Origin of the sequence: Cupriavidus phytorum, assembly GCF_003254285.1 — a bacterium.
Classification (GTDB): domain Bacteria; phylum Pseudomonadota; class Gammaproteobacteria; order Burkholderiales; family Burkholderiaceae; genus Cupriavidus; species Cupriavidus phytorum.
The window spans coordinates 328,786-344,584 of record NZ_QKZN01000002.1; the positions used below are offsets into that span (position 1 = coordinate 328,786).

Annotated in this window: 11 protein-coding genes and 2 pseudogenes; 12 read left to right on the plus strand and 1 reads right to left on the minus strand. The window is 65.9% G+C overall.

Annotated elements, in window-relative coordinates:
• Positions 1 to 115 precede the first annotated feature (115 nt).
• The 4 genes and pseudogenes from C7416_RS06920 to C7416_RS29430 all read left to right on the plus strand — a co-directional run.
• Positions 116 to 700, plus strand: a complete 585-nt coding sequence (locus tag C7416_RS06920) for a DUF4124 domain-containing protein (RefSeq protein ID WP_111517732.1) — start codon at positions 116 to 118, stop codon at positions 698 to 700.
• A 4-nt stretch (positions 701 to 704) separates the two neighbouring features.
• On the plus strand, positions 705 to 1,883 hold the full coding sequence (gene glnL, locus C7416_RS06925) for a nitrogen regulation protein NR(II) (RefSeq protein ID WP_111517733.1): 1,179 nt from the start codon (positions 705 to 707) through the stop codon (positions 1,881 to 1,883).
• Positions 1,884 to 1,968: 85 nt separating this feature from the next.
• Positions 1,969 to 3,106, plus strand: a pseudogene (gene ntrC, locus C7416_RS06930) (nitrogen regulation protein NR(I)); the annotation flags it as partial.
• A gap of 164 nt (positions 3,107 to 3,270) precedes the next feature.
• Positions 3,271 to 3,531: pseudogene (locus C7416_RS29430) on the plus strand (helix-turn-helix domain-containing protein); the annotation flags it as partial.
• Positions 3,532 to 3,609: 78 nt separating this feature from the next.
• On the opposite strand, the gene C7416_RS06935 reads toward C7416_RS29430, so the two are convergent.
• The gene (locus tag C7416_RS06935; RefSeq protein WP_111517735.1) at positions 3,610 to 4,401 is read right to left on the minus strand and encodes an HAD-IIB family hydrolase; all 792 of its coding nucleotides are present in this window, start codon (positions 4,399 to 4,401) and stop codon (positions 3,610 to 3,612) included.
• A 202-nt stretch (positions 4,402 to 4,603) separates the two neighbouring features.
• Here C7416_RS06935 and ugpB point away from each other — a divergent pair, with 202 nt between their 5' ends.
• The 8 genes from ugpB to lpdA all read left to right on the plus strand — a co-directional run bounded on the left by ugpB (position 4,604) and on the right by lpdA (position 15,733).
• Positions 4,604 to 5,920: a sn-glycerol-3-phosphate ABC transporter substrate-binding protein UgpB gene (gene ugpB / locus C7416_RS06940; protein ID WP_111517736.1), complete on the plus strand. Its 1,317-nt coding sequence runs from the start codon at positions 4,604 to 4,606 to the stop codon at positions 5,918 to 5,920.
• Positions 5,921 to 6,080: 160 nt separating this feature from the next.
• On the plus strand, positions 6,081 to 6,962 hold the full coding sequence (ugpA, locus tag C7416_RS06945) for a sn-glycerol-3-phosphate ABC transporter permease UgpA (RefSeq protein ID WP_062800547.1): 882 nt from the start codon (positions 6,081 to 6,083) through the stop codon (positions 6,960 to 6,962).
• Between the two features lie 11 nt (positions 6,963 to 6,973).
• A complete protein-coding gene (gene ugpE / locus C7416_RS06950; RefSeq protein ID WP_092309164.1) occupies positions 6,974 to 7,822 on the plus strand; it encodes a sn-glycerol-3-phosphate ABC transporter permease UgpE in 849 nt (282 codons plus the stop codon).
• 10 nt (positions 7,823 to 7,832) lie between these two features.
• On the plus strand, positions 7,833 to 8,933 hold the full coding sequence (locus C7416_RS06955; protein ID WP_111517737.1) for a sn-glycerol-3-phosphate import ATP-binding protein UgpC: 1,101 nt from the start codon (positions 7,833 to 7,835) through the stop codon (positions 8,931 to 8,933).
• Position 8,934: 1 nt separating this feature from the next.
• Entirely contained in the window at positions 8,935 to 9,681 is a 747-nt protein-coding gene (gene ugpQ / locus C7416_RS06960; protein ID WP_111517738.1) for a glycerophosphodiester phosphodiesterase, read from the plus strand.
• Positions 9,682 to 10,009: 328 nt separating this feature from the next.
• Positions 10,010 to 12,862 (plus strand): 2-oxoglutarate dehydrogenase E1 component, encoded by a 2,853-nt coding sequence (locus C7416_RS06965; RefSeq protein WP_111517739.1) that lies wholly within the window; start codon positions 10,010 to 10,012, stop codon positions 12,860 to 12,862.
• A gap of 87 nt (positions 12,863 to 12,949) precedes the next feature.
• Complete coding sequence (gene odhB, locus C7416_RS06970) at positions 12,950 to 14,206, plus strand: 2-oxoglutarate dehydrogenase complex dihydrolipoyllysine-residue succinyltransferase (RefSeq protein WP_111517740.1); 1,257 nt, start codon at positions 12,950 to 12,952, stop codon at positions 14,204 to 14,206.
• 102 nt (positions 14,207 to 14,308) lie between these two features.
• A complete protein-coding gene (gene lpdA / locus C7416_RS06975) occupies positions 14,309 to 15,733 on the plus strand; it encodes a dihydrolipoyl dehydrogenase (RefSeq protein ID WP_111517741.1) in 1,425 nt (474 codons plus the stop codon).
• The last annotated feature ends 66 nt before the right edge of the window (positions 15,734 to 15,799 follow it).

A 15,799-nucleotide genomic window follows, 5' to 3' on the forward strand; every position in this document is an offset into this window, starting at 1 on the left:
GGGCAACAGTTGCACCACAAGGGGGCGGCTTCGGCTGTCCCTTTTTGCTTTGCTCGCTAGAATGGGGAATCCGATTCTGTCCCGATCCACCCCCGTTCTAACTGACGCCATGCCCATGGATGCCTTTTCCCGCACGGCCCGCCGGACTCATGCCATGCCCCGTTCCGTGCACCAAAGCCGACGCCGATTCCCCGTTCTGGTGAGCGCCGCGGCGCTGGCGCCGGTGCTGTTGTTTGGTGCGTGGGCCGGGCCGTCGCTGGCGCAGTCCTCGGATGTCTATGTCTGCACCGGGCCCAACGGCGTGCCGGAGTACCGCAACGGCAATGCCGGCAAGGGCTGCAAGAAGCTGAACCTGCCCGAGGTCGTGACCGTGCCGGGCGGACGCATTGCCGCGCCGGCCAAGAGTGCGGGCAGCAGCGCCACGACCGCCGCCAGCACCGGTTTCCCGCGCGTGGACAGCGCCACCCAGCGCAGCCGCGACAGCGAGCGCCGCACCGTGCTGACGCAGGAGCTGCAGGCCGAGGAGGCCAAGCTGCAGGGCCTGCGCGCCGAATACAACAACGGCCAGCCTGAGCGCCAGGGCAATGAGCGCAACTACCAGAAATACCTCGACCGCACCGCGGCGCTGCGCGACGACATTGCCCGCAGCGAGGCCAACGCGGCGTCGCTGCGGCGCGAGCTCGGCAACCTGAAGGACTAGTCTTATGCGTCGCCTGATTCGCGGAGTGTCACGCAAGGCCGGCAGTGCCGATGGCGCGCGGGCCGAGCCGCCCGCGGCGGAGCCGGCATCGCCCGAAACCGGCGCGCGCGTGCTCAGCATCGGCGCGGCGGCATTCCATGCCGGCCTCGACGTGGTCGCCAACCCGGTGCTGCTGGTGCGCCAGCCGGGGCTGCGCGTGGTGTACGCGAATCCGGCCGCCGAGGCCACCTTCGGCGTGTCGCGCAAGGGCATGGTCGAGCTGACGCTGCCCGACCTGTTCGGCAAATCGGACGAGCTGCACAACATGCTCGACACCGTGGTGACGCGGCAGTTCGACGTGCGCCGCCAGGACCTGATCCTGCATCCGCCGCTGCAGGAACCGATCCATGTGCACGTGGTGATCGCCGCGCTCGAGGCGGTCGGCGACACCGTGGTGGTCGAGATCCTGCCCAACGAGCAGAAGGTGCGCAGCGACCGCGAAGAGCGCATCCTGGACCTGACCTCGGCCAACAAGGAGCTGATCCGCAACCTCGCCCACGAGATCAAGAACCCGCTCGGCGGCATCCGCGGCGCGGCGCAGCTGCTGGAGTTCGAACTGCCCGAGCGCTCGCTGCGCGAATACACGCAGGTCATCATCAAGGAGTCGGACCGGCTGCAGACGCTGGTCGACCGGCTGCTGGAGCCGCACCGGCATCCGCATATCGTATCGAGCCTGAATATCCACGAGGTGCTCGAGCGCGTGCGCTCGGTGGTGCTGGCGGAGTTTCCCAACGGGCTCGAGATCGTGCGCGACTACGATGCCAGCCTGCCCGAATTGCGGGGCGACATGGAGCAGCTGATCCAGGCCGTGCTCAACATCGTCCACAACGCCGCGCAGGCGCTGGCCGAGCGCATCGCGCGCGGCGACGCGCAGATCGTGCTGCGCACGCGCATCGCGCGCCAGGTCACCATTGCCAAGCGCCTGTTCAAGCTGGCATTGGACTTGCATGTGATCGACAACGGCCCGGGAATCCCCGAAGACATCCGCGAACGCATCTTCTATCCGCTGGTATCGGGCAGGGATGGCGGCAGCGGACTGGGTCTCACACTCGCTCAAACCTTCGTGCAGCAGCACGAGGGCTTGATCGAATGCGAGAGCAGGCCGGGCTGTACCGACTTCCGTATCCTGCTGCCGCTGCACTAGCCTTTGCCGGCGTCCGCAAGCGCGTGCACCGACGTGGCCAGGGCATGCGGAAGACCAACTGACACCGAGCAGACAAGCGACGCACATGAAGCCGATCTGGATAGTCGACGACGATCAATCAATCCGCTGGGTCCTGGAAAAGGCCCTCGCCCGTGAAAGCCTGCTCTCGCGCAGCTTCACCAATGTGCGGGACGCGCTGGCCGCGCTCGAGGAAGACCAGCCGCAGGTGCTGATATCGGATATCCGCATGCCCGGCGGTTCCGGCCTCGATCTGCTGCAGGCGATCAAGGCGCGGCATCCGGGCCTGCCGGTCATCGTGATGACGGCGTACTCCGACCTGGACAGCGCGGTGGCGGCGTTCCAGGGCGGCGCCTTCGAATACCTGGCCAAGCCTTTCGATGTCGACAAGGCGGTCGAGCTGATCCGCCGCGCGCTGGAAGAAAGCCTGCGCGAGGAAGAAATGGACGACCGCCTGGTCGACGCGCCCGAGATCCTCGGCCAGGCGCCGGCGATGCAGGATGTGTTCCGCGCCATCGGCCGGCTGTCGCAGTCGAACGTCACGGTGATGATCACCGGCGAGTCCGGCACCGGCAAGGAGTTGGTCGCGCGCGCTCTGCACAAGCACAGCCCGCGCGCCAACGGCCCGTTCATCGCGCTCAATACCGCGGCGATACCCAAGGATCTGCTCGAGTCCGAACTGTTCGGGCACGAGCGTGGCGCCTTTACCGGTGCCCAGACCATGCGGCGCGGGCGCTTCGAGCAGGCCGAGGGCGGCACGCTGTTTCTCGACGAAATCGGCGACATGCCGTTCGACTTGCAAACGCGGCTGCTGCGCGTACTGTCCGACGGCAACTTCTATCGCGTCGGCGGCCACAACCCCTTGCGCGCCAACGTGCGCGTGATCGCCGCCACGCACCAGAACCTTGAACTGCGCGTCAAGGAAGGGCTGTTCCGCGAGGACTTGTTCCACCGCCTGAACGTAATCCGGCTGCGCCTGCCGCCGCTGCGCGAGCGGCCGGAGGACATCACGCTGCTGGCGCGCCATTTCCTGCAGAAGAGCGCCAAGGAGCTCGGCGTCGAGCCCAAGCGCATGTCGGACGAGGCGCTGGCCTATGTCAGCACGCTGCCGTTCCCGGGCAACGTGCGCCAGCTGGAAAACCTGTGCAACTGGCTCACCGTGATGGCGCCCGCGCAGACCATCGAGGTCAAGGACCTGCCGCGCGAGATGCTGGAAGCGGGCACCAGCGAGCCGGTCAATGCGCCGCGGCCGGAGCGCGCACCCGAGGTGCGCGTGGCCGAGTATGAAGGTGCCGCTCAGGATCTGACCGACTATGGCGGCTTTGCGGTGCCGGTGGCCGAGGCCGACACGGCCACGGTGGTCCGCGCCGCGCCGGCCGCGGCGGTGGCCCAGGCTCCGCAGCACGCACAGGCGGCCGCCGGATGGGAAAGCCTGCTCGCCGCCGAGGCGCGCGCCATGCTGGAAGCGGGCCAGCCCGAAGTGATGGACCTGCTGACGCGCCGGTTCGAAAAGGCGGTGCTGGAAGCCGCGCTGGGCGTTACCCGCGGCCGCCGCGTCGAAGCCGCGACCCGGCTCGGGATCGGGCGCAATACCATCACGCGCAAGCTGCAGGAGCTGGGCTTCGACTGAGCCACCACGGTGCGCACAAGGCAAAGAAAAAAACGGCCGGGATTATTCCCGGCCGTTTTTTCTTTTGCGGGGCCGGGTTCAGCCGCGCGCTTCGATCAGCCGCTGCGCCATCTCCGCAAAACCCTCGCCGCCCGCGGCGGCGGTGATGTAAGCCGGCGGCACCGGCAGCTGCGGCAGGATATCGCGCACATTGGCCACGCCCACCGACAGCGGGAAATGCGCGAACATCGAGGCATCGTTGGCCGAGTCGCCGATAAACAGCCACTGGTCGCGCCGCGCATCGACGTCCTCGCCCAGCAACTCGGCCACGCACAGCTTGCTCATCGACAGCTTGTCATGCTGGCCGAACCAGCCGTTGACATGGATGGAACTGACGGTGGCGGTCATGCCGGCCTCGCGCATCAGCGCAGCAATGCGCGCGACGGCGTCCTCCGGCAGCGGCACCACGTCCTCGGCATGGTCGATGGCGAGGTCGGCGGCATGCCAGGCCTGGTCGGAAGCCAGCGCGCAGCCGGGCACCTCGCGCACGATGCGCTGGCCCAATGCGTGGATGCGCTCCAGGTTGCGCGCGCGCGTGGCGGCGTCGTCGAGGAAGCGGGTCTGCAGCCGGCCGTTGCGCAGGTGCGAATAGAACGCGCCGTTCTCGCCGATGATGGCATCGACCGGCCACAGCCGCGTCAGGATCTCGGCCCACGCGATGCAGCGCCCGGTCACCGGGATCACGTGCAGGCCGGAGCGGCGCAGCCCGTCGAGGGCCAGGTAAGTCGAGGCCGGCAGCCTTCCGTCGGTGGTCAGGGTGCCGTCGATGTCGGTCAGCACGCCGCGCACGTTGCGCAGCGCGGCATTAGAGAGTTTGTTCAGGGATTGCATGGCGGGCCATTGTAACCGTGGATCTCCCGGATCTGCGGTCAAGTTCCTTTATTGCACTGCAAAACGGCGCGGCGCGGCCATACTGGTGAATCTGCTGATTTGCTTGCGCAGGTGCGACCGGCGTAACATGCCGCTGTCACAAAAAAATCACAAGCTGTCGGATTTCGACTGACTGCAACAGACAGACCAAGGAGGGCCTTCGATGTCCGTATCCCGTACCGTGCTCAAACTCGCCGCGCTGGCCGCCCTGACCGGGGCCGGCAGCGCGCACGCCGCCGTTGAAATCCAGTGGTGGCACGCCATGCAGGGCGCGCTGAACGACAAGGTGAACGAGATCGCCAACAAGTTCAACGCCAGCCAGTCCGAATACAAGGTGGTGCCGGTCAACAAGGGCAATTACGACGAAACCATGGCGGCGGGCATCGCCGCCTTCCGCGCCGGCGGCGCGCCGGCAATCCTGCAGGTGTTCGAGGTCGGCACCGCCACCATGATGAGCGCCAAGGGCGCGATCAAGCCGGTGTCGACGGTGATGAAGGACGCCGGCGAGAAGTTCGACCAGAAGGCCTATATCCCGGCCGTGGCGGGCTACTACACCTCGTCCAAGGGCGAGATGCTATCGTTCCCGTTCAACAGCTCGACCACGGTGTTCTACTACAACAAGGACGCCTTCAAGAAGGCCGGCCTGGATCCGGAAAAGCCGCCCAAGACCTGGCCTGAGGTGATGCAGTACTCGGCCAAGCTCAAGGCCTCGGGCACCAACTGCGCCTACACCACCGACTGGCAGGGCTGGGTCCACCTGGAGAGCTTCTCGGCCTGGCACAACACGCTGTACGCGACCAAGAACAACGGTTTCGGCGGCACCGATACGCGCCTGATCTTCAACAGCCCGCTTCACGTCAAGCACATCAGCAACCTGCAGGACATGGTGAAGAAGGGCTACTTCAGCTATGGCGGGCGCAAGGCCGAATCGCAGGCCAAGTTCTACAACGGCGAATGCGCGATGTTCACCGGCTCGTCGGCGTCGCTGGCCAATATCCGCAAGAACGCCAAGTTCGCGTTCGCGGTGGCGCAGCTGCCGTACTACCCGGATGTGCAGGGCGCCCCGCAGAACACCATCATCGGCGGCGCCTCGCTGTGGGTGATGGGCGGCAAGAAGCCTGAAGAGTACAAGGGCGTCGCCAAGTTCTTCAATTACCTGTCGCGCCCCGAGATCCAGTCCGACTGGCACCAGGCCACCGGCTACCTGCCGGTGACCATGGCCGCCTACGAGGCCACCAAGAAATCGGGCTACTACGACAAGAACCCCGGTGCCGACGTCTCGGTGCAGCAGATGGTCGTCAAGACCACCGACAAGTCGCGCGGCGTGCGCCTGGGCAACATGGTGCAGATCCGCACCGTGGTCGACGAGGAGCTCGAAGCCGTCTGGGCCGGCAAGAAAGAGCCCAAGGCAGCGCTGGACTCGGCCGTGGCACGCGGCAACGACTTGCTGGAGCGCTTCCAGAAGACCGCGCGCGAATAAGGCGCCGGGTCTTGCCAGCAGGCTGACATGACAGGCGGGCGGCGGCGAAACCTCCGCCCGCTTGCTTTGTGGCCGGCACCGATCGGGTGCCGCCCGCTGCTTTGTACCTGATCCGTACTAGTCCGATGCCGCTATCCGCGGCATCCGCCGGAATCCGTTCATGGAAAAACGCGTGGTGTTCCGTTCGCCGTGGCTGCCGTATCTGCTGGTGTTGCCGCAGATCGCGATCACGCTGATCTTCTTTTTCCTGCCCGCCGGGCAGGCCCTGTACCAGTCGATGCTGCAGCAGGATGCCTTCGGCATCAACCTGGAGTTCGTCGGCCTGGACAACTTCCGCATGCTGTGGAACGACCCGCTCTATGTCGAATCGTTCCAGGTCACCGCCATCTTTGCCGTGGGCGTGACCGTGGTCGGGCTGACCACCGCGCTGGCGCTGGCCTATTTTGCCGACCGCGTGATCCGCGGCGCGGTGGGCTACAAGACCCTGCTGATCTGGCCGTACGCGGTGGCGCCGGCGGTGGCGGGCGTGCTGTGGATGTTCATGTTCAACCCGACCCTGGGCGTGGTGTCGTTTGCGCTGCGCAAGCTCGGCGTCGAATGGAACTTCCTGCTCAATGGCAACCAGGCTTTGCTGCTGGTGGTGCTGGCCGCGGCCTGGAAGCAGATCAGCTACAACTTCCTGTTCTTCCTGGCGGGGCTGCAAAGCATCCCGCGCTCGCTGATCGAAGCCGCCGCCATCGACGGCGCGGGCCCGTGGCGCCGCTTCTGGTCGATCGTGTTCCCGCTGCTGTCGCCGACCACCTTCTTCCTGATGGTGATCAACGTGGTCTACGCGTTCTTCGACACCTTCGCCATCATCGATGCGGTCACGCACGGCGGGCCGTTCAATTCGACCAACACGCTGGTCTACAAGGTCTTCCATGACGGCTTCCGCGGCATGGACATCGGCGGCTCGGCCGCGCAGTCGGTGGTGCTGATGGTGATCGTGATCGCGCTGACCGTGGTGCAGTTCCGCTACGTGGAACGCAAGGTCCAGTACTGACGGAGGCGGCCATGGTAGAACGACGTCCTTTCCTTGATTTCCTGACCCACGCGGTGCTGATCCTCGGCATCGTCATCGTGGTGTTCCCGGTGTACCTGACCTTCGTCGCGTCGACGCTGACCGCCGAAGAAGTGCTGGACGCGCCGATGACGCTGATCCCCGGCAGCCACCTGATCGACAACTATCGCACCGTGCTGTTCCAGGGCGTGGGCGAGGCCGCGTCGCCGGTCTCGACCATGATGAAGAACAGCCTGATCATGGCGCTCGGCATTGCGCTGGGCAAGATCGCGATCTCGATCATCTCGGCCTTTGCCATCGTCTATTTCAAGTTCCCGCTGCGCAAGACCTTCTTCTGGCTGATCTTCATCACGCTGATGCTGCCGGTGGAGGTGCGCATCCTGCCGACCTACAAGGTGGTGTCGGACCTGGGGCTGCTCGACAGCTACTTCGGGTTGACGATTCCGATCATCGCGTCGGCGACCGCGACCTTCCTGTTCCGCCAGTTCTTCCTGACCATTCCCGATGAACTCGCGGAAGCGGCGCGCATCGACGGTGCCGGGCCGCTGCGCTTTTTCTGGGACGTGGTGCTGCCGCTGTCGCGCACCAGCATCGCCGCGCTGTTCGTGATCCAGTTCATCTACGGCTGGAACCAGTACCTGTGGCCGCTGCTGATCACCACGCAGAAGTCGATGACGCCGGTGGTGGTGGGGGTGACGCAGATGATCTCGCGCTCGGGCGATGCCGCCACCGACTGGAACCTGGTGATGGCCACGGTGATGCTGGCCATGATCCCGCCCGCGGTGGTGGTGGTGCTGATGCAGAAGTGGTTCGTCAAGGGCCTGGTCGAAACCGAGAAATAAGCGGAACACAATGGCAAAACTGTCACTACGCAACGTTCAGAAAACTTACGCCGGCGGCGCCCAGGTCGTGCACGGCATCGACATGGAGATCGCCGACGGCGAGTTCATCGTCATCGTCGGGCCCTCGGGCTGCGGCAAGTCCACGCTGCTGCGCATGGTGGCCGGGCTGGAAACCATCACCGGCGGCGAGATCCATATCGGCGACAAGGTCGTCAACCAGCTGGAGCCGGCCGAGCGCGACATCGCCATGGTGTTCCAGAACTACGCGCTCTATCCGCATATGAGCGTGTACGACAACATGGCCTACGGGCTGAAAATCCGCGGCATGGCCAAGGCCGAGATCGCGCAGCGCGTCAACCACGCCGCCGGCATTCTCGAGCTCGCGCCGCTGCTCGAGCGCAAGCCGCGCCAGCTTTCCGGCGGGCAGCGCCAGCGCGTTGCCATGGGTCGCGCCATCGTGCGCGAGCCGGCGGTATTCCTGTTCGACGAGCCGCTGTCCAACCTCGACGCCAAGCTGCGCGTGCAGATGCGGCTGGAACTGAAGGAACTGCACCGGCGCCTGGGCACCACCAGCCTCTATGTGACCCACGACCAGGTCGAGGCCATGACGCTGGCTGACCGCATGATGGTGCTCAACGCCGGACGGGTCGAGCAGATCGGTACGCCGCTGGAGGTCTACGCGCGGCCGGCCAGCACCTTCGTGGCCGGCTTTATCGGCTCGCCGCCGATGAACCTGATCCCGGTGGCGCGCAATGCCGGCGGCGACACCAACGCGCAGATGCGCGTGGTGGCCAAGGAGGGCGAAGCCGCCAATGCCACGCTCGGTCACCTGCCGATGGGGCTGCACCTGCCGGAGCAGGCGCTGCTGGGACTGCGCCCCGAGCATATCGAGCCGTGCGCCGCGCATGAGGCGATCGCCGAGGTCGATGTGCGCGTGGTCGAGGCGCTGGGCGCGGACTCCTTCGCCTATGGCTCGCTCGGCGGGCAGGCCGTGGTGGTGCGGCTGGACAGCCATGCGCGCGTGCGTGCCGGCGATCGCCTGCCGGTGACCTCGTCGGCCGAGCACCTGCATTTCTTTGCGCCAGACACCGGCAAGCGCATCGAGGCCTGACATGACCACCGCCACCGACAACGCCTGGCGCTATCCCAGCCATATCGCGCACCGCGGCGCCGGCAAGCTGGCGCCCGAGAACACGCTGGCGGCGTTCCGACACGGCGCGGGCTTTGGCTATCGCATGTTCGAGTTCGACGTGAAGCTGTCGGCCGACGGCAAGCCGGTGCTGATGCATGACGCCACCCTGGAGCGCACCACCAGCGGCCGGGGCAGGGTGGATGCGCTGACGCTGGGCGAACTGGCGCTGCTCGACGCCGGCAGCTGGCACGGCCCGGCCTTTGCCGGCGAGCCGGTGCCGACGCTGGCGGCGATTGCGCGCTACACCCGCGCCAACGGCTTCCTGGTCAATATCGAGATCAAGCCGATGCCCGGCACCGAGGCGCGCACCGGCGCAGCCGTGGCGCTCGATGCCCAGGCGCTGTGGGCCGGCGCCGAGGTGCCGCCGCTGCTGTCGTCGTTTTCGGAAGAGGCGCTTGCCGCCGCGGCGCGTGTCGCGCCCGGGCTGCCGCGCGCACTGCTGCTGGACCAGCTGCCCGCAGACTGGCTGGAGCGGGTGCGCCGGCTCGGCTGCGTTGCGCTCGATGCCAACCATCGCGAGCTGGATGCCGGCGTGATTGCCGATGCGCATGCGGCCGGCCTGCGCGTGCTGGCCTACACTGTCAACGATCCGGCCCGGGCCGCGCAGTTGCTGGAATGGGGACTCGATGGGGTGATTACCGACGCCGTCGACCAGATCGCCCCCTGATTCAAATTGTTGTGCGGCTGTTGCGAATTCGCTGAACGCGGTTGGAATTGTCACGCGACTGTGTTTCGTATCGCGAAAAGTCCACATTGATCAAACGCAATCCGTGCTATCCTTACCGCCGTGAAGACTTAAGGTCCTTCCCCGCACAACTTGCCCTTTCGCGCCTTGTGAGGCGGCCATCACATGCGGCACCCTGGTGGTGCCGTTTGCGTACGTGCCTCCAATGGCTCCCAAGAGTTGTTTGCGATCCGCTAACCGGTCAAGCCGTGTCGCGGAAGGTTGAATAACCCGCTGAACTCCGGCAGACCCGGAGAAAAGTGAGCGTCCCATGATGCAGCAGTATCAGAGCAATTCGTACCTCTTCGGCGGTAACGCCCCCTATGTCGAAGAACTGTACGAAGCCTACCTCCAGAACCCCGCCTCGGTTCCCGACAATTGGCGCGCGTACTTCGACGCCATGCAGAACGTTCCCGCCGTCGACGGCTCGAACGGCCGGGATATCGCCCACGCTCCCATCGTTGCCTCGTTCGCCGAGCGCGCCAAGCAAGGTCCCATCCGCACCATCGTTGCATCGGCCGATTCCGACATGGGCCGCAAGCGCGTCGCTGCCACGCAGCTGATCGCCGCCTATCGCAACATCGGTTCGCACTGGGCCGACCTGGACCCGCTCAAGCGCCAGGAGCGTCCGCCCCTGCCGGATCTGGACCCCGCCTTCTACGGTTTTTCCGAAGCCGATCTCGATATCGTCTTCAACGCCAGCAATACCTACTTCGGCAAGGAGTCGATGAGCCTGCGCGAGCTGCTCAACAACCTGCGCGAAACGTATTGCGGCACCATCGGCTTCGAATTCATGTACGTGAGCGACCAGGCGCAGAAGCGCTGGTGGCAGGAGCGCCTGGAAACCACGCGTTCCAAGCCGGTGTTCACGCTGGAAAAGAAGAAGCACATCCTTGACCGCCTGACCGCGGCCGAAGGCCTCGAGCGTTTCCTGCACACCAAGTATGTCGGCCAGAAGCGCTTCTCGCTGGAAGGCGGCGAGAGCTTCATCGCCGCCATGGACGAACTGATCCAGCACGCCGGCAGCAAGGGCGTGCAGGAAATCGTGATCGGCATGGCCCACCGCGGCCGCCTGAACGTGCTGGTCAACACCCTGGGCAAGATGCCCGCCGACCTGTTCGCCGAGTTCGAAGGCAAGCACGTCGACGACCTGCCGGCCGGTGACGTCAAGTACCACAAGGGCTTCTCGAGCGACGTCTCGACCGAGGGCGGCCCGATCCACCTGTCGCTGGCATTCAACCCGTCGCACCTGGAAATCGTCAACCCGGTGGTCGAAGGCTCGGCCAAGGCCCGCCAGGAACGCCGCGGCGCCGTCGGCAACATGGAAGTGCTGCCGGTGCAAGTGCACGGCGATGCCGCCTTTGCCGGCCAGGGCGTGGTGATGGAGACGCTGAACCTGGCGCAGACCCGCGGCTACGGCACGGGCGGCACCATGCACATCGTCATCAACAACCAGATCGGCTTCACCACCTCCGACCCGCGCGACGCCCGCTCGACGCTGTACTGCACGGACGTGGTCAAGATGATCGAGGCGCCGGTGCTGCACGTGAACGGCGACGATCCCGAAGCCGTGGTGTACGCCATGCAGCTGGCGGTGGACTTCCGCATGGAGTTCAAGAAGGATGTCGTGGTCGACATCATCTGCTTCCGCAAGCTGGGCCATAACGAGCAGGACACGCCCGCGGTCACGCAGCCGCTGATGTACAAGAAGATCGCCCAGCATCCCGGCACGCGCAAGCTGTACGCCGACAAGCTGGCCGCGCAGAACCTGGTCCCGGCAGACTTCGGCGACGAGAAGGTCAAGGAATACCGCGCCGCGATGGACGCCGGCAAGCACACCGCCGATCCGGTGCTGTCGAACTTCAAGAACAAGTTCGCGGTCGACTGGATGCCGTTCCTGAACCGCAAGTGGACCGACGCCGCCGACACCGCCGTGCCGGTGACCGAGCTCAAGCGGCTGGCCGAACGCATCACCGCCATCCCCGAACACCTGAAGCTGCACCCGCTGGTCGAGAAGGTGGTCAAGGACCGCGCCAACATGGGCCGCGGCGACCAGCCGCTGGACTGGGGCATGGGCGAGCACCTGGCCTTCGCCTCGCTGGTGGCCTCGGGCTACCCGGTGCGCATTACCGGCCAGGACGCCGGCCGCGGCACCTTCACCCACCGCCACGCCGTGCTGCACGACCAGAACCGCGAGCGCTGGGATGCCGGCAGCTACGTGCCGCTGCAGAACGTGTCGGAAAACCAGGCACCGTTCACGGTGATCGACTCGGTGCTGTCGGAAGAGGCCGTGCTCGGCTTCGAATACGGCTACTCGACCGCCGAACCGAACGCGCTGGTGATCTGGGAAGCCCAGTTCGGCGACTTCGTCAACGGCGCCCAGGTGGTGATCGACCAGTTCATCTCGTCGGGTGAAGTGAAGTGGGGCCGTGCCTCGGGCCTGACGCTGATGCTGCCGCACGGCTACGAAGGCCAGGGTCCGGAACACAGCTCGGCGCGCATCGAGCGCTTCCTGCAGCTGTGCGCGGACCACAACATGCAGGTCTGCCAGCCGACCACGCCGGCGCAGATCTTCCACCTGCTGCGCCGCCAGATGATCCGCCTGTTCCGCAAGCCGCTGGTGATCATGACGCCGAAGTCGCTGCTGCGTAACAAGGATGCGGTGTCGCCGCTGTCCGATCTGGCCAAGGGCCACTTCGAGACCGTCATCGGTGACCACGAAGAACTGAACGCCGGCAAGGTCAAGCGCGTCATCATGTGCTCGGGCAAGGTCTACTACGACCTGGTCAACACGCGCAAGGAACGCGAGGCCAACGACACCGCGATCATCCGCCTGGAACAGCTGTACCCGTTCCCGCACAAGGCGCTGGCCGCGGAACTGAAGAAGTACCCGAACGCCAACGAGATCCTGTGGTGCCAGGACGAGCCGCAGAACCAGGGCGCCTGGTTCTTCGTGCAGCACTACATCATGGAAAACATGACGGACGGCCAGAAGCTCGGTTATGCCGGTCGCCCCGCTTCGGCTTCGCCGGCGGTGGGCTACTACGCAAAGCACAACGAGCAACAGAAGGCGCTGCTGGACGCGGCCTTCGGCAAGCTCAAGGGCTTTGTTCTGACCAAGTAATCAGTCGGCAGCCACGGCGGCGCGCGCAGGCGCCCCGTGGCCTCGCCAGCATCACGACAACACGCATAACACGAGGAATTCACCACCATGGCTATCGTTGACGTCAAGGTTCCGCAACTCTCCGAATCGGTCGCCGAAGCGACCATGCTCAACTGGAAGAAGAAGCCAGGCGAAGCCGTTGCCCAGGACGAGATCCTGATCGAAATCGAAACCGACAAGGTTGTGCTCGAAGTGCCGGCCCCATCGGCTGGTGTTCTGTCGCAGATCGTCAAGAACGACGGCGACACCGTCGTGGCCGATGAAATCATCGCCAAGATCGACACCGAAGCCACCGCCGGCGCCGCCGCCCCGGCCGCCGCTGCTCCGGCTGCCGCTGCCCCGGCTCCGGCCCCGGCCGCTGCTGCCGCGCCGGCCGCGCCGGCCGCCGCCGGCGCCGTGGCGATGCCGTCGGCTGCCAAGCTGATGGCCGAAGCCGGCCTGTCGGCCGGCCAGGTTGCCGGCACCGGCAAGGACGGCCGCATCACCAAGGGCGACGCGATCGCCGCCGCCGCCGCTCCGGCCGCCAAGGCAGCGCCCGCTCCGGCCGCGGCCAAGCCGGCCCTGCAGCAAGTTTCGGCCCCGGTCGACTTCGCCGCCCTGGGCGACCGCCCGGAAGAGCGCGTGCCGATGAGCCGCCTGCGCGCCCGTATCGCCGAGCGCCTGCTGCAGTCGCAGGCCACCAACGCCATCCTCACCACCTTCAATGAAGTGAACATGAAGCCGGTGATGGACCTGCGCAACAAGTACAAGGACCGCTTCGAGAAGGAACACGGCGTGAAGCTGGGCTTCATGTCGTTCTTCGTCAAGGCCGCGGTGCACGCGCTGAAGAAGTTCCCGCTGATCAACGCCTCGATCGACGGCAACGACATCGTCTACCACGGCTACTTCGACATCGGTATCGCGGTCGGCTCGCCGCGTGGCCTGGTTGTGCCGATCCTGCGCAACGCCGATCAGATGAGCCTGGCCGACATCGAGAAGAAGATCGCCGAGTTCGGCGTCAAGGCCCGTGACGGCAAGCTGTCGCTGGAAGAGCTGAGCGGGGGCACCTTCTCGATCTCCAACGGCGGCGTGTTCGGCTCGATGCTGTCGACCCCGATCATCAACCCGCCGCAATCGGCCATCCTGGGCGTGCACGCCACCAAGGACCGTCCGGTGGTGGAAGACGGCCAGATCGTGATCCGCCCGATGAACTACCTGGCGATGTCCTACGACCACCGCATCATCGACGGCCGCGAAGCCGTGCTGGGCCTGGTCGCCATGAAGGACGCACTGGAAGATCCGGCGCGCCTGCTGCTGGACCTGTAACAGCCGGTCCCTCCGCGCACGCGCTGGCGTGCGCGGGGAGCGCGCTCCCGTGATCACGGCGCGCCGGCACAAGTTGCCGCCGGCGCCCAACAAGGAATTTCCATGAGCAAACAATTCGACGTGCTGGTGATCGGCGCCGGCCCCGGCGGCTATATCGCCGCGATCCGTGCCGGCCAGCTGGGCCTGAACGTGGCCTGCTGCGAAGGCAATGCGTATGACGATCCCAAGGGCGAAGCCCGCCTGGGCGGCACCTGCCTGAACGTTGGCTGCATCCCCTCCAAGGCGCTGCTGGCTTCCTCGGAAGAATTCGAGAACGTCCAGCACCACCTGGGCGACCACGGCATCACCGTCGGCGACGTCAAGGTCGACGTGGCCAAGATGCTCAAGCGCAAGGACGATATCGTCGGCAAGATGACCAAGGGCATCGAGTTCCTGTTCCGCAAGAACAAGGTGACGCTGCTCAAGGGCTACGGCAAGTTCGTCGGCAAGAGCGCCGAAGGCTTCCAGGTCGAGATCGCCGGCGAAGTCGTGACCGCCAAGCAGGTCATCATCGCCACCGGCTCGAAGGCCCGCCACCTGCCCGGCATCACCGTCGACAACGACCTGGTCAGCGATAACGAAGGCGCGCTCAAGTTCCCGTCGGTGCCGAAGAAGCTGGGCGTGATCGGCGCCGGCGTGATTGGCCTCGAGCTGGGCTCGGTGTGGCGCCGCCTGGGCGCCGACGTGACCGTGCTGGAAGCGCTGCCCGCCTTCCTGGGTGCCGCCGACGAGGGCGTGGCCAAGGAAGCGCAGAAGCAGCTGACCAAGCAGGGCCTGAAGTTCAGCCTGGGCGTGAAGGTGGACGAAGTCACCACCGGCAAGAAGGGTGTGACCGTCAAGTACACCGACAAGGACGGCGCGGCGCAGACCCTGGAAGTCGATCGCCTGATCGTGTCGGTCGGGCGCGTGCCGAATACCGACAACCTGGGCCTCGACGCAGTCGGCCTGGCGGTGGACCAGCGCGGCTTTATCGAGGTGGACGACCACTGCGCCACCAAGGTGCCGGGCCTGTGGGCCATCGGCGACGTGGTGCGCGGCCCGATGCTGGCGCACAAGGCCGAGGACGAGGGCGTGGCCGTGGCCGAGCGCATCGCCGGCCAGAAGCCGCATATCGACTACAACTGCATTCCGTGGGTGATCTACACCTTCCCGGAAATCGCATGGGTCGGCAAGACCGAAGCCCAGCTCAAGGCCGAAGGCCGCGAGTACAAGGCCGGCCAGTTCCCGTTCATGGCCAACGGCCGTGCGCTGGGCATGGGCCACGCCGACGGCTTCGTCAAGATGCTGGCGGATGCCAAGACCGACGAGATCCTGGGCGTGCATATCGTGGCCGCCAACGCCTCGGACCTGATTGCCGAAGCCGTGGTGGCGATGGAGTTCAAGGCCGCCAGCGAAGATATCGGCCGTGTCTGCCATCCGCACCCGTCGATGTCGGAAGTCATGCGCGAAGCCGCGCTGGCCGTCGACAAGCGCCAACTCAATATGTAAGGCGCGTGTCCGCCGTTGCCTGAGTACCGGCGCGCCGTCCTGCGGCGCGCCGTTTTCACTTGCGGC

Bases quoted from the DNA above. Each gene is read 5' to 3' on its own strand.
- C7416_RS06920 (WP_111517732.1), top strand. From the start codon at position 116: ATGGATGCCTTTTCCCGCACGGCCCGCCGGACTCATGCCATGCCCCGT.
- glnL (WP_111517733.1), top strand. From the start codon at position 705: ATGCGTCGCCTGATTCGCGGAGTGTCACGCAAGGCCGGCAGTGCCGAT.
- C7416_RS06935 (WP_111517735.1), bottom strand. From the start codon at position 4,401: ATGCAATCCCTGAACAAACTCTCTAATGCCGCGCTGCGCAACGTGCGC.
- ugpB (WP_111517736.1), top strand. From the start codon at position 4,604: ATGTCCGTATCCCGTACCGTGCTCAAACTCGCCGCGCTGGCCGCCCTG.
- ugpA (WP_062800547.1), top strand. From the start codon at position 6,081: ATGGAAAAACGCGTGGTGTTCCGTTCGCCGTGGCTGCCGTATCTGCTG.
- ugpE (WP_092309164.1), top strand. From the start codon at position 6,974: ATGGTAGAACGACGTCCTTTCCTTGATTTCCTGACCCACGCGGTGCTG.
- C7416_RS06955 (WP_111517737.1), top strand. From the start codon at position 7,833: ATGGCAAAACTGTCACTACGCAACGTTCAGAAAACTTACGCCGGCGGC.
- ugpQ (WP_111517738.1), top strand. From the start codon at position 8,935: ATGACCACCGCCACCGACAACGCCTGGCGCTATCCCAGCCATATCGCG.
- C7416_RS06965 (WP_111517739.1), top strand. From the start codon at position 10,010: ATGATGCAGCAGTATCAGAGCAATTCGTACCTCTTCGGCGGTAACGCC.
- odhB (WP_111517740.1), top strand. From the start codon at position 12,950: ATGGCTATCGTTGACGTCAAGGTTCCGCAACTCTCCGAATCGGTCGCC.
- lpdA (WP_111517741.1), top strand. From the start codon at position 14,309: ATGAGCAAACAATTCGACGTGCTGGTGATCGGCGCCGGCCCCGGCGGC.